General features: G+C 51.0%; 14 protein-coding genes. 10 read left to right on the plus strand and 4 right to left on the minus strand.

All coding sequences use genetic code 11. The features are described from left to right. Positions 1–6: 6 nt before the first annotated feature. Both BN8_RS21570 and BN8_RS21575 read right to left on the minus strand, forming a co-directional pair. The gene (locus BN8_RS21570) at positions 7–384 is read right to left on the minus strand and encodes a DUF423 domain-containing protein (protein ID WP_009284064.1); all 378 of its coding nucleotides are present in this window, start codon (positions 382–384) and stop codon (positions 7–9) included. Between the two features lie 82 nt (positions 385–466). Next, positions 467–1,123, minus strand: coding sequence for a YggS family pyridoxal phosphate-dependent enzyme (locus BN8_RS21575; RefSeq protein WP_009284065.1), 657 nt, complete (start codon positions 1,121–1,123; stop codon positions 467–469). Positions 1,124–1,310: 187 nt separating this feature from the next. On the opposite strand from BN8_RS21575, the gene BN8_RS21580 reads away from it, so the two are divergent. The 8 genes from BN8_RS21580 (at position 1,311) to BN8_RS21615 (ending at position 7,951) form a co-directional block, all read left to right on the plus strand. Beyond that, the gene (locus BN8_RS21580; protein ID WP_009284066.1) at positions 1,311–2,252 is read left to right on the plus strand and encodes a DUF8428 domain-containing protein; all 942 of its coding nucleotides are present in this window, start codon (positions 1,311–1,313) and stop codon (positions 2,250–2,252) included. Between the two features lie 167 nt (positions 2,253–2,419). Further along, positions 2,420–2,797 carry a 30S ribosomal protein S6 gene (rpsF, locus tag BN8_RS21585; protein ID WP_009284067.1) on the plus strand — a complete coding sequence of 126 codons (378 nt, stop codon included), beginning with the start codon at positions 2,420–2,422 and terminating at the stop codon, positions 2,795–2,797. A 2-nt stretch (positions 2,798–2,799) separates the two neighbouring features. After that, on the plus strand, positions 2,800–3,051 hold the full coding sequence (gene rpsR / locus BN8_RS21590; protein ID WP_009284068.1) for a 30S ribosomal protein S18: 252 nt from the start codon (positions 2,800–2,802) through the stop codon (positions 3,049–3,051). Between the two features lie 90 nt (positions 3,052–3,141). Further along, on the plus strand, positions 3,142–3,582 hold the full coding sequence (gene rplI / locus BN8_RS21595; RefSeq protein WP_009284069.1) for a 50S ribosomal protein L9: 441 nt from the start codon (positions 3,142–3,144) through the stop codon (positions 3,580–3,582). Positions 3,583–3,726: 144 nt separating this feature from the next. Continuing rightward, the gene (locus BN8_RS21600) at positions 3,727–4,752 is read left to right on the plus strand and encodes a GSCFA domain-containing protein (RefSeq protein WP_009284070.1); all 1,026 of its coding nucleotides are present in this window, start codon (positions 3,727–3,729) and stop codon (positions 4,750–4,752) included. Between the two features lie 28 nt (positions 4,753–4,780). Then, positions 4,781–5,884 (plus strand): Mrp/NBP35 family ATP-binding protein, encoded by a 1,104-nt coding sequence (locus BN8_RS21605; RefSeq protein WP_009284071.1) that lies wholly within the window; start codon positions 4,781–4,783, stop codon positions 5,882–5,884. Between the two features lie 42 nt (positions 5,885–5,926). Continuing rightward, positions 5,927–6,193: a NifU family protein gene (locus BN8_RS21610; protein WP_009284072.1), complete on the plus strand. Its 267-nt coding sequence runs from the start codon at positions 5,927–5,929 to the stop codon at positions 6,191–6,193. A gap of 111 nt (positions 6,194–6,304) precedes the next feature. Then, positions 6,305–7,951 carry a D-alanine--D-alanine ligase family protein gene (locus tag BN8_RS21615; RefSeq protein ID WP_040006424.1) on the plus strand — a complete coding sequence of 549 codons (1,647 nt, stop codon included), beginning with the start codon at positions 6,305–6,307 and terminating at the stop codon, positions 7,949–7,951. Here BN8_RS21615 and BN8_RS21620 read toward each other — a convergent pair whose 3' ends face one another. Continuing rightward, entirely contained in the window at positions 7,952–8,518 is a 567-nt protein-coding gene (locus BN8_RS21620) for a Uma2 family endonuclease (RefSeq protein WP_009284074.1), read from the minus strand. Positions 8,519–8,651: 133 nt separating this feature from the next. On the opposite strand from BN8_RS21620, the gene BN8_RS21625 reads away from it, so the two are divergent. Next, entirely contained in the window at positions 8,652–10,409 is a 1,758-nt protein-coding gene (locus BN8_RS21625) for a phospho-sugar mutase (protein WP_009284075.1), read from the plus strand. 68 nt (positions 10,410–10,477) lie between these two features. On the opposite strand, the gene BN8_RS21630 is transcribed toward BN8_RS21625, so the two are convergent. Then, a complete protein-coding gene (locus BN8_RS21630; protein WP_040006425.1) occupies positions 10,478–11,509 on the minus strand; it encodes an oxidoreductase in 1,032 nt (343 codons plus the stop codon). Between the two features lie 34 nt (positions 11,510–11,543). Between BN8_RS21630 and BN8_RS21635 the strand changes: the two genes are divergently transcribed. Continuing rightward, positions 11,544–12,845 (plus strand): Gfo/Idh/MocA family protein, encoded by a 1,302-nt coding sequence (locus BN8_RS21635; protein ID WP_009284077.1) that lies wholly within the window; start codon positions 11,544–11,546, stop codon positions 12,843–12,845. The last annotated feature ends 7 nt before the right edge of the window (positions 12,846–12,852 follow it).

The following is a 12,852-nucleotide window of genomic DNA, read 5'->3' on the forward strand; positions in this document are numbered from 1 at the left end:
GCTGCTTTATAGAAACGCCCATAACAACAGCGCCCAACCGGCAATCATAAATACCCCGCCAATGGGTGTAATAGCCCCCAGCCAGGTCACACCGGTGAAGCACAGAATGTAGAGGGAGCCGGAAAAGATAAGCACCCCGCCCAGAAAGGAATAGCCTGCCCAGTTAAGCAACCGCATAGCCGCCGGATTCGCGCTGAATACCTGCATCAGAATCCCGACGGCCAGTAAGGCCAATGCATGGTAAAACTGGTATTTTACGGCTGTTTCAAACGTATCACTACGCCCTGATGCTTCGAGCGTAGCCCGTAGCGCGTGTGCGCCAAAAGCGCCTAATGCAACGCCCAACAAACCAAGAATCGCACCTGCCTGAATGAAAAATTTCATAGTCTTGACCGAAGGTTCTGCTCCGGTGATTAAAGTTAATTGTCAATTCTGAACGTAATCTCTGCGATGCGATACCGCCCTGTTACCGGGCTCCGAAGATGGCGCTGCCAACCCGAACCATCGTACTACCCTCCTCGACTGCAATATCAAAATCCCCGCTCATACCCATGGACAATTCGCTGAACACAACGTTTGGTCGGCGGATAGTTGCAAGACGGTCATACAACGCCTTTAATCCACGAAACTCCTGACGTACCTGGCCTTCGTCATCGGTGTTGGTGGCTAACCCCATCAGGCCAATGATCCGCACATTCGCCAGGGCGTCGAGTTGGGCATCATTCAGGAGACTCTCGACTTCGTCGGCTGACAGCCCAAATTTGGTTTCTTCCTGGGCTATGTGAATCTGGAGCAGGCAATCGATAACGCGTTCGTGCTTAAGAGCCTGCTTATTAATCTCCTGTAACAGTTTAAGACTGTCGACCGATTGGATCAAGGCTACGAATGGCGCAATGTATTTGACTTTGTTGGTCTGAAGGTGTCCAATCAGATGCCATTCCACGTCGGCCGGAAGCAGTGGCTGCTTTTCAACCATCTCCTGTACCTTGTTCTCCCCGAAGCGCCGACAGCCGGCGTCGTAGGCTTCCTGTAGCAAAGGGACCGGCTTTGTTTTTGTGACGGCAATCAGCTTGGCACGGTCATTGATTTTAGTCTCAATACGTTGGATGTTATCGGCAATCATAGCAGGTATAGAGCCCGGGTTACATTGGGCCGAATGAAAACAATATGCAAAGATAGGTTTGAGAAATTAGCAGAAACACGTAGTTTTTGGCCGAAAAGCGGCAAAACGGTTGCGTTAACGCAATAATCATAAGTTTCCCCTTCGTTAGTTAACGACCCTAACCACCAATCCGTTTCTTTAAACACTCATGGAAACAAAAACCCAACCGCGTAACAACAGCCGAAGTTATCTTCTGGCTGCCTTGCTGATCCTGGCTGCGCTGAACGTATTGCTCCTGTATTTTTATTACCAGGAGCGTCAGGATAATAAGACGAAGGATGCGGCCATTGCTACCAAGACAGAAGAAGTACTGGCCACCAAAACGAAACTGGATTCAATTTCGGCGCAGCTCGATGCCAAGATCGCCGAAATTCGACAGCTTGGCGGCAGCGTCGATTCGTTGTTGAAAGTAAAGGAACAACTGGAGATTGATAAGCGCGAATTACGTAATGTCAATAACTTCAGTGCGGCCAAATATGATAAAAAAATCCGTTCGTATCAGGCGCTACTGGCTCAGAAAGACCAGGAAATCGCCCGGCTGAAAGAGGAGAATGGCATGCTGGTCCAACGTAATGATTCACTGACGCAGGAGAATACAGTGCTTCGTACTGAACGCCAGAGCCTGAGCGACTCGGTGAATTCGGTTGTAGCCAGAAATCAGGAATTAAACGAGAAGGTAACGATTGCTTCTGCTCTACGAGCGGAAAATATTTTAGTCAACGCCATCAACTCGCGGGGAAAAGAACGCGACGGTGGCAACTACAAAGCCCGACGCGTTGACAAGATTCGTATCTCATTCCGGCTGGCTCCTAATGCAGTAGCCCAGCAAAATGAAAAAGAAATTTATCTGCGCATACTAGACCCCAGCGGAGCCGTCATTTCGGATATGGCGACAGGCTCCGGCGAGTTTGTGCACAATGGCCAGGGGATGATTTACACGGCTGCTCAGCATATCAATTTCGATAATTCCCGCCAACAGGTCGACTTTATATATGGCCGTGGCGGACAGCGCTTCAACGAAGGCCGACATACAGTTGAGCTGTATTCAGAAGGGTTTAAGATTGGCGAAGGTGAGTTCACAGTGAGATAAGGAGGAAAGAAAAAAAGGAGGAAGGGGAGGAAGGTTGAAAGGGAAAATACGTTCTCCCTCTTCTCCTTCCCTCCCCTTCCTCCTTTCCTACCTTTTTTACCCTTCCCTCTTTACTTATCTACGTTTTTTCCGTATCTTTGCGCCCTCATTTTAAACCAATTATCATAATGTTCCCAAAGAACTACGAAACGGTGTTCATTTTAACTCCCGTTTTATCTGATGCTCAGATGAAGGACGCCGTTGATAAGTTCCGCAAAGTGCTGACCGACAACGGGGCGGAACTTATTCACGAAGAAAGCATGGGCCTGCGCAAACTGGCTTATACAATTCAGCACAAGAATACGGGTTACTACCAACTCTTCGAGTTTAAGGCACCGGGTACGATCGTTGAAAAACTCAACACGGAGTACCTACGCGATGAGCGTGTGATTCGCCACCTGACAACGGCTCTCGACAAGCACGCTGTTGAATACAACGAGCGGAAGCGGAAGGGCTTGGTGGGTAAGAAGAAACAACAAACCGAAAACGCCGGAGAGGCCAAGTAATCATGAGCTTACAAAACGAATCAGTATCCAAAAACGAAAACCGGAAGAAATATTGCCGTTTCAAGAAAGCCGGTATCAAATACATCGACTACAAAGACGGTCAATTCCTGCTGCGTCTGCTGAACGAACAGGGCAAAATTCTGCCGCGTCGTCTGACCGGTACGAGCCTGAAGTATCAGCGGAAAGTGGCTCAGGCTGTTAAGCGTGCGCGTCACCTGGCGATTTTACCATACGTTGGCGACTCACTCAAATAAAGTTTTTATTGTCTCAGGTCTGAGGTTTTAAGTTTTCGCATCGAGCAACTTCAAACTCTGAACTTGGAACTTGAAACAACATTTCTTCCAATGGAAATCATTCTAAAAACTGATATTGCCGGCCTGGGCTACAAAAATGACATCGTGACGGTGAAGCCCGGTTACGGCCGCAACTACCTTATTCCGCAGGGATACGCCGTTATGGCTACTGACTCGAACAAGCGCGTAGTTGCCGAAAACATCCGTCAGGCTGCCCACAAGGCTGAGAAAATTAAGAACGATGCGCTGGCATTGGCCGAAGGCATCGGTGATACCGTACTGACCATTCCGGCAAAAGCAGGCGAAAGCGGTCGTATTTTCGGTCGGGTGACTAACACGCAGGTAGCCGACGCGTTGCGTGAAAAAGGCTTCGACATTGATCGGAAGAAAATTACGGTTGAAGATATCAAGAGCCTTGGTACGTACGAAGCTTCGCTTGACCTGCATAAGGATGTGAAGCACAAAGTGAAATTTGAAGTAGTTGCCGAGTAATTCGAACGCTGCTAAGAAAGGGTCGGTATGAATCAATACCGACCCTTCTTTTTTTATAGAAATCTCACTGACTAACAGACCTTTACAACGTATAAGTTCTTTAGTAAAAGTGACCTAATCGAATCGTTTTTTTGTTAAGTAAGTATGCTATTCCATACTGAATTAACACCCGATTCGCTGCCTGTTCCGATCCGGCTAACTGACCGGATTGTAACCATTGGCTCATGCTTTGCGGACGTAATGGGCCGCCAATTAACTGATCATAAAATACAGGTCTTGACTAATCCGTTTGGCACGGTGTTCAATCCTATATCCATTGCTAAGCTGCTCACGATGGCTTTGCGTGGGACCAAACCCGATGAGTCACTGTATGTGGAACGCGATGGCATCTGGTTTCATTACGACTTTCATTCGTCGCTCTGGGCGCGCAGCCGGGCCGAGTTATGCGAACGGCTAACGGAACGCCTGGCCACAACCGCCGATGCCTTACGTCGGGCGGATTGGCTATTACTCACGCTGGGAACAGCCGTAGTGTACCGTCATATTCAGACTGGCCAGGTAGTGGCAAACTGCCATAAAGTGCCCGGTTCGCAGTTCGAAAAATACCTGTATCAGATTGACCACCTGCGCGATGAACTGCTGAAGTTATTTAAGTTGCTACGTCGGGCTAATCCAAAGCTTCAGGTTCTGCTAACTGTTAGCCCCGTTCGGCACACGCGCGATACGTTACCACTCAACCAGGTCAGTAAGTCAACCTTACGAGTCATTTCGCACGAGTTAACCATTTGGAATGACTGGGTGCATTATTTCCCCAGTTACGAAATTATGGTCGATGACCTGCGCGACTACCGTTTTTATGAGGCTGATCTGATCCACCCAAATACGTTGGCTCAGAACTATATTTTCGAGAAGTTTGCCCAGTGCGCGTTTGATGACGAACTTCGCGGCTTTGTTACCGAATGGGCGAGTATCCGGAAAGCCCTGGCTCACCGACCGCTGTATGGCGATACTTCGGCTCACCGGGCGTTTCTGAACAGTTTACTGAAGCGGCTGGATACGTTGCGCGACCTGGTCAACGTAGATGCTGAGCGGGCCGTTGTCCTCGAGCAACTGGTGCTATCCGCTCCCGTGCAAAAGGACGAATCACGACAAACCAATTCGGCCCAATAGCTGTTGTGAACCAAATTGACCTACCGAAATGTCTGAGTATAAATTAAGTAAGGAGTCCGTTCTTAGCGCCTTGAGCCACGTAGAGGAGCCGGATCTGAAGCGCGATATTGTATCGCTCAACATGGTGAAAGACATCCAGTTGGGTATTGATCAGGTTCGCTTTACGGTCGTGCTGACGACGCCGGCCTGCCCGCTTAAGGAAGTAATCCGAAAGCGCTGTGAAGACGCGATTCATAGCCACATCGGGCCCAATATCAACGTTACTATCGATATGACGTCTGATGTCACATCGACACGTACCAATGCGCCCGTGCTGCCGGGGGTCAAGAATATCATTGCTGTCTCGTCTGGCAAAGGAGGGGTTGGTAAATCAACCGTTACGGCGAATCTGGCGGTGGCATTGCACAAGTCTGGCGCAAAGGTTGGCATCATCGATGCCGACATCTACGGCCCTTCTATTCCCACCATGTTTGGGGCGGAGGACATGCAGCCCATGATTTCGCAGGTTAACGGGCAGAACCGCCTGCAACCAATTCAGCAATTTGGGATCAAGCTGTTGTCGATGGGTTTTCTTGTCGCACCCGGACAAGCCATTATCTGGCGGGGCACAATGGCCAGCCGCGCCTTGCAGCAATTCTTTTCTGATGCCGACTGGGGCGAGCTGGATTACCTCCTGATTGATATGCCTCCGGGCACGGGTGATATTCATCTGACGCTGGTACAAACCGTACCGGTTACTGGCGCTATCATTGTAACGACACCCCAGAAAGTGGCACTAGCCGATGCAACTAAAGGCCTGGCCATGTTTCGGCAACCGCAAATCAACGTACCCGTTCTGGGCGTGATTGAAAATATGTCGTATTTCACACCGGCTGAACTACCGAACAACCAATACTATATTTTTGGCAAAGGTGGTGGCAAACAACTGGCCGATATGTTCAGCGTACCACTGCTGGGGCAGATTCCGCTGGTACAGAGCATTCGCGAAGCGGGTGATGAAGGTCGACCTGCTATCAACAATACTGAGCCGATTGTAGCCGAAGCCTTCCGATCAACGGCCGAAGCCCTGGCCCAGCACGTAGCCATCCGAAATGCAACCCTCGACCGCACGCAACGGGTTGAAGTTGCGTAAGCAGCCGATACATTGTATATTTACATCAAATCGTAGGGTTCAATGGAGACAGTAACGAACAACGATCAGTTGATAACAAGAATAGAGCGTGCCCTGGATAGCATGCGGCCTTATCTGGAGGCAGATGGAGGAAATGTAAAGATTCTCGAAGTAACGAATGACAACGTGGTTCGGCTGGAACTGATGGGCTCCTGCGGTTCGTGCCCTATGTCTGCCATGACGTTTAAAGGCGGGCTGGAAGAAGCCATTTTGAAAGCGGTACCTGAAATAGCAAAGGTTGAAGCGGTCAATATTACACCGGCGTTTTAATAGTTAGAACAGAGGAACGTACCCATTTACCTGATAAATCTGATGAGCCGCTTGTCTTTAAAACAGGCGGCTTTTTTGTTTCTTTGCACGTCTCATTACCTCCTCTGTTTCGTGAAAGTAGGCATTTTTTTTGGTGGACCGGCGCGGGAGCGCGAGGTGTCGTTTGCCGGGGGCCGTACGGCGCTGGCTAATCTGGATAAAGGTTTATTTGAACCCGTTCTGGTCTTTGTCGATGGCCGTGGGCGATTTCGGCAGGTGTCGCCGGAGTTTTTGCAGGCCCCGTCTCTTCGGGACGTCATTCCGCAGGATGCATCCGGCTTCTCAGTGTACGACGAATCGCTGGATTCCGACGCACTGGCATCCAGTTACCCAGAAATCCGTCCTGAAAGGTTCAGCGCTCATTTTGACATTGCGTTTCTGGCGATGCACGGTCCCGACTGCGAGGATGGTGCCATTCAGGGTTTGCTGGAGTGGTACAAAATGCCTTACACAGGCCCCGGTCTGGTTGGTTCGGCAATCGGCATCAACAAGATTTTACAAAATGAACTGATTGCGCTGGCTAACGGGCAGCAGAAAAAAACGGCAACAATCAACCGTGATGCATGGGAACGAGCTGACAAAGCGCAGTTTTTTCAATCGCTGATTGACCATCTGGGCCTGCCGATTGTCGTCAAAGCTCCCCATCAGGGCTCATCCATTGGGGTGGCGATTGTTCGCGAGCCCGATCTGGCCCTGTTTTGCCGGTCGGTGGAGCAATGCTTTTTTACGATGAGCGTTCAGCCAGACGGGTTTTCTAAGCTCAGTGAGTGGGGAGAGTTGTCGGCCGACGAAAAGCGGGAACTGGCTCAGACGATGGTTAGTCTGGATTCGGGCATTAGTTTTCCGGTGGTCATCGAGCAAACCGGTGAGGTTATCCGACATCCGCAAACGCTGATCGACAAGTTGGATTCAATGCAGGGCCAACCGCTGACGCTGGCCTCCGTCAATGCCGAAGATGACGTACTATTCGAGGAGTTTATAAGCGGTCAGGAATTTTCGTGTGGTGTCATTCAGGACGACGACGGCCGGGCCATTGCCCTCCCTCCTACCGAGATTTACAACGTAACGAGCTTCGATTTTGAATCAAAATATAAGCTCAACACCACCAAAAAGCGGATTCCTGTCGCGACCAGCCTGGAAAACAACCGGAAGATTCAACTGGCCGTTGCAGAAGTATTTACAAAACTTGGTATCAACGTATACGCCCGTATTGATGGGTTTCTGACACCGGATGAGCGGGTCTTGCTCCACGACCCGAATACGATTCCGGGCATGTCGCCTTCGTCGCTTATTTTTAAGCAGATGGCCGAGATTGGGCTGAACCTGACTAACTCACTTACCTATCTGATCCGTCAATCGCTTCGGGAGCGCATCCGTACAGGTAAGAATACATTCCACCTCAAACGGCTGCTGACCGACTTAGACACTCAGTTGGCGAATCGTAAGATGAATCCATTACCTGAGCGGGTGGTATCGTTTGGCCCCAGCGACGAAGGATTTGCCGAAGCCAAACAGGAATATAACCGGTTGGCGGCTTCGGGCGAAGTCCGTCCATCACTGGTCTATCTGAAAAGTAAGGTAGAGAACTACGAGATTCCGGTCAATCTCCTGTTTAAAGAGACCGTTGAGGAACTTGAAGCAGCTCTGTCGCAGCCACGGCATCCGCTGCTGATCGAAACAACCGAGCAGGCACGCCACATTACGGAGCGGTACGTGTGATTACGCAAATAAGCTTTTTAAGTCGAGCGTTAGGCCAGTTAATACATTGGAGGTTAACTGGCCTTCTTCCAGAGAAGCTGCGCTCAGGAGTTGATACTGCCCATCGACCAGCGTAAAAATTTCGACGTATTCATCAGCAGGGTCGACCAGCCAGTATTCGGGTACGCCAAAACGCTCGTACAACGCTTTCTTAGTTACCCGATCGCGGTAAACGGAGGAAGGTGAGATCACTTCTACGACCAGCGTTGGCACTCCAACGATACCGTCGTTGGTTATCAGATCTGCTTTAGTTTTATCAACAAAAACCAGATCGGGCTGCGGAGAATTATAGTCATCCAAAAACACATCAACGGGTGCAAACAGAACATACCCTATTTGTTGCTGCTTAACAAAAGCTTTAATCTGGTCGTACAATTCTGATAAAATCAGTTGATGCTTAGGCGTAGGCGCTTTCTTTTTCACAAGTTCACCGTCAAGGAGTTCATATAGGTGGGTATCGTTATCGTCGAACTCCATTCTGTGGAATTCGGCAACGGTCAGCTTGCGGGTTTCGACGTGTAGTGCCATGACGGAACGATTTGATCGTGTTCAAAGATAACGGAAAACGCGGGCTCTTAAATCTACTCTCCGGATTTGCCAGCCCGCCCGGTAGTAGTAACTTTGGCGCATTGTCTTTACCAAACAAATTCACCCTTCAGCAATGACAACTGCCATTGATTCCTCAACCCAGCAACGTATTGATCGCTGGCTGAACGGCAACTACGATGCCGATACCAAGAGCGCTATTCGCCAGATGATGGAAAGCGATACTGCGGCCGACCTGATCGATTCGTTCTATCGTGATCTTGAATTTGGTACGGGTGGATTACGGGGGGTAATCGGTGTAGGCTCCAATCGCATGAACCGTTACACCGTTGGAGCGGCTACGCAGGGGCTCGCCAATTACCTGAATGCCACGTTTAAAGGCGAGGACATTAGCGTGGCGATTGCCCACGATAGCCGCCGGATGAGTCCGGAATTTGCCCGATTGGTCTCTGATATTTTTTCGGCCAACAACATCAAAGTCTACCTGTTCAGCAGTCTGCGCCCAACGCCCGAGCTGTCGTTTGCCATTCGGCAACTGGGCTGCCAGAGCGGTATTGTCGTCACGGCTTCGCACAACCCTCCCGAGTACAACGGTTACAAAGTGTATTGGAATGACGGCGGTCAGGTCGTCGCTCCGCACGACAAAAACATCATCGAGGAGGTGAATAAGATCACCTCCGTTGACGATATCAAATTTGAGGGCGTTCCGGAGAAGATCCACATGATCGACGAAGAAATTGACGCGCCCTACGTAGAACGGATCAAGACCAACGCCGTAAATCCCGATGTGATTGCCCGGCAATCTAATCTGAACATCGTCTATACGCCTATTCACGGAACGGGTATCACCATGGTACCGCGGACGCTGGAAGCACTCGGCTTCACCAACGTACACATTGTTGAGGAGCAGGCTACCCCCGACGGTAACTTCCCGACGGTTAAGTCGCCAAACCCTGAAGAACGGGCAGCTATGCAATTAGCCCTTGAACTGGCTCAATCGCTAAACGCTGATCTGGTAATGGCCACCGATCCGGATTCGGACCGGGTTGGCGCGGGTGCCCGCAACCACCACGGCGAGTTCGAATTGCTGAATGGCAATCAGATGGCCAGTCTGATCATCTACTACCTGCTCAATGCCTGGAAAGACGCGGGTAAGCTGACCGGCAAAGAGTTTGTAGCTAAAACGATCGTAACAACCGACCTTATTGACCGGATGTGCGAGCGCTACGGCGTCACCTGCTACAACACACTAACCGGCTTCAAATACATCGCGTCGGTCATTCGTGAACTGGAAGGCCAGGAGCAGTTCATCGGTGGTGGCGAAGAAAGTTACGGCTATCTGATCGGCGACTTTGTCCGCGACAAGGATGCCATTGCGTCCTGCGCAATAATTGCTGAACTGACAGCCTATGCCAAAGATAAAGGTCTGAGTCTGTTCGACATGCTGATGGAAATGTATCAGGAGAACGGCTTTTACTACGAAGCGCTGGTTTCCCTGACCAAAAAGGGTAAGTCAGGTGCTGAGGAAATTCAGCAGATGATGGCCGATTTCCGGGCCAATCCGCCAAAAGAGATTGCGGGTTCGCCGGTCATTCGCATTGACGATTACAAACAATTGACCCGCACCGACATCGGCAACGAAGTGACCGTACCGATCGAAGCCGGGAAAATGGGGATCGAATCGTCGAACGTGCTTCAATTCTTCACCGCTGATGGTACGAAGGTATCGGCGCGTCCGTCAGGTACGGAGCCGAAGATCAAGTTCTACGTCAGCGTTCGGGAACCCCTCACCAGCAAGGAAGCCTTCGACGAAACGTACGAACAGTTGAAAGCGAAAGTACAGCGCGTGATTGACGAGATGAATCTGAAATAGTTTTCCGTATCGATCAACATAAAAAAGACCGCTTCGTGCGGTCTTTTTTGCATTACAACGAACTGGTTTTAAAATGGAAGTACCGTCCGGCTTGCGCTGCTTTCCCTGGCCAGCTCCATGATCCGAATCACGGCCAGGGCTTGCTCCGGCAACACCTCCTGGGGTATCTCACCGATGATGGCCCGGTATAAATTATCATAAAACGGGTGGTAGTTTCCCGCTAAGCTCTCAACGACTTCCTCCCCATCGCTGGTTGTTAGCCTACCAAACTGACGCTCGGGCTCATGCCCCCAATCCGCCGAATCAGGCAGTTGGTTTTTCCGCAGGGTTTCCTCCTGAATATCGAGCCCACTTTTGACAAACGAGCCCAGGGCGCCGTGAATGACGTAGCGAAGCTGGTTGTCGGCCGCCACCATGTTCGACTTCAGCCGAACACGTTTGTCGGGGTAATAGAGCACAATGTCAAAGTAATCGTCCTGCGGCCCGTCTTTTCGAATGATACGTATATCACCCCAGACGGCTTCAGGAATGCCAAACAACACAATGGCCTGATCGATCAGGTGTGGCCCTAGGTTATAGAGGTTTCCGCCCCCATCAGGATCGTATTCTTTCCAGGTATCAAGTACCTGCGGCCGGTAGCGATCAAAATGCGCTTCAAACTCATTGACCTCCCCTATCCGATTCGTCTGCAACAACTGCTGTATGGTCAGAAAATCGGCATCGTAGCGCCGATTCTGATAAGGCATTGCCACCAGCCCCCGCTGCTGCGCCAAGGTCAGCAGGTCGCGGGCCTGATCAGACGTATTGGCGAAGGGTTTTTCAATCAGTACGTGCTTACCAGCTTCCAGTGCGGCTTTAGCATATGGATAATGCGTATCGTTAGGTGTACTGACAATAACCAGGTCAATATCCGGATCGGCAAACAGTTCGTCGTGACTACGCACGGTAACGAGTGCCGGATCGAACGCCTGCGCGTCATTACGATGCCGCTCAACTACCTTAGTGAGCTTAAAATGAGGGTTTGTGGTCAGGAAGGGCGCGTGAAAATAACGGCCGGACAGCCCGAAGCCAATCAGGCCGACGTTAACGATTTTGGGCATAGTTTTTCGTAACTTTCCCCAAAATAAACACGTCATGAACGATTCCCTACAACCCTTAGCTAATCGCCGAACTTTTCTCAAACAAGCCGCCGGTTTATCCGCCTTTTTTATCGTACCACGCCACGTACTGGGCGGTCGGGGTTTCCTGGCTCCGAGCGATCAGATTACGGTCGGATTCATTGGCGTCGGAAAGCAAAGCGGTGGCCTGCGCAATCAGTTTCTCAAAAATGACGCGCGGGTGCTGGCAGCCTGCGATGTCAACCAAACTAAGCTCAATGCGTTCAAGGAAGCGGTTAACGCCCATTATGCCAAGCAAACGGATAAAGCCACGTACGATGGTTGCCTGACCTTTGGCGATTTCCGGGAACTGCTTGGCCGTAAGGACATTGATGCGGTCGTGATTGCAACACCCGACCACTGGCACGCAGCTATGGCGGTTCGGGCGGCCGAAGCCGGAAAGGATATTTATTGCGAAAAACCCTTGTCGCTAACCGTTGCCGAAGGCCGGGCGATGGTTAAAGCGGCTCGTAAAAATAAGCGTGTCTTCCAGACCGGCAGTATGCAGCGGTCGTGGGCTGAATTCCGAAAGGCCGTCGAACTGGTTCGCAACGGCTACATCGGCGAGGTCAAGACCGTAAAAATTAACGTTGGTGGGCCTCCGCGGCCGTGGGATCTCGCGGCCGAGCCAATGCCCGAAGGACTGAACTGGCCTGCCTGGCTGGGACCAAACACGGTCGAACGGCCGTTTAACAGCCAGTTGTCGCCGAGCCTTACGGATACGTTCTGGGCGCAGTGGCGGGCCATTAACGAGTTTGGTGGGGGTGGCATGACCGACTGGGGTGCCCATATGTTCGACATCGCGCAGTGGGGCCTCGACATGGATAACTCCGGGCCTGTGGAACTGACTCCCCCCACCGATAACAGCGGAAAGGGGTTAACGTATCGCTATGCCAACGGCATCACAATGGTACATGAGCCGGTTGAGGGGAAGCAATTCTGCCAGTTTATCGGCACCGAGGGCGAGGTTAAAGTAGCCCGTGGCGAACTGACAACGACGCCGGCCAGCCTGAAAGATAAGACCATCGGTGAAGGTGAAAAAAGGGTGTATTTCAGTGATAACCATTACAAGGACTTTCTGGATGCCATCCGGTCGCGTAAGAATCCAATCTGCGATGTCGAGGTTGGGCACCGTACGGCTACGGTCTGCAACATTGGCAACATTGCGTACGAGTTGAAGCGGCCATTACGCTGGAATCCTGACAAAGAAAAGTTTGAGGGCGATGCCGAAGCCAATCAGCGGCTGAGTCGTCCAATGCGAAAGGAGTGGAAGGTCTAAAAAAGCG

The sequence above is a fragment of the Fibrisoma limi BUZ 3 genome (assembly GCF_000296815.2).
GTDB lineage: Bacteria > Bacteroidota > Bacteroidia > Cytophagales > Spirosomataceae > Fibrisoma > Fibrisoma limi.

Coding starts and splice junctions, on each gene's coding strand:
- BN8_RS21570 (WP_009284064.1), bottom strand. CDS start 384: ATGAAATTTTTCATTCAGGCAGGTGCGATTCTTGGTTTGTTGGGCGTT.
- BN8_RS21575 (WP_009284065.1), bottom strand. CDS start 1,123: ATGATTGCCGATAACATCCAACGTATTGAGACTAAAATCAATGACCGT.
- BN8_RS21580 (WP_009284066.1), top strand. CDS start 1,311: ATGGAAACAAAAACCCAACCGCGTAACAACAGCCGAAGTTATCTTCTG.
- rpsF (WP_009284067.1), top strand. CDS start 2,420: ATGTTCCCAAAGAACTACGAAACGGTGTTCATTTTAACTCCCGTTTTA.
- rpsR (WP_009284068.1), top strand. CDS start 2,800: ATGAGCTTACAAAACGAATCAGTATCCAAAAACGAAAACCGGAAGAAA.
- rplI (WP_009284069.1), top strand. CDS start 3,142: ATGGAAATCATTCTAAAAACTGATATTGCCGGCCTGGGCTACAAAAAT.
- BN8_RS21600 (WP_009284070.1), top strand. CDS start 3,727: ATGCTATTCCATACTGAATTAACACCCGATTCGCTGCCTGTTCCGATC.
- BN8_RS21605 (WP_009284071.1), top strand. CDS start 4,781: ATGTCTGAGTATAAATTAAGTAAGGAGTCCGTTCTTAGCGCCTTGAGC.
- BN8_RS21610 (WP_009284072.1), top strand. CDS start 5,927: ATGGAGACAGTAACGAACAACGATCAGTTGATAACAAGAATAGAGCGT.
- BN8_RS21620 (WP_009284074.1), bottom strand. CDS start 8,518: ATGGCACTACACGTCGAAACCCGCAAGCTGACCGTTGCCGAATTCCAC.
- BN8_RS21625 (WP_009284075.1), top strand. CDS start 8,652: ATGACAACTGCCATTGATTCCTCAACCCAGCAACGTATTGATCGCTGG.
- BN8_RS21630 (WP_040006425.1), bottom strand. CDS start 11,509: ATGCCCAAAATCGTTAACGTCGGCCTGATTGGCTTCGGGCTGTCCGGC.
- BN8_RS21635 (WP_009284077.1), top strand. CDS start 11,544: ATGAACGATTCCCTACAACCCTTAGCTAATCGCCGAACTTTTCTCAAA.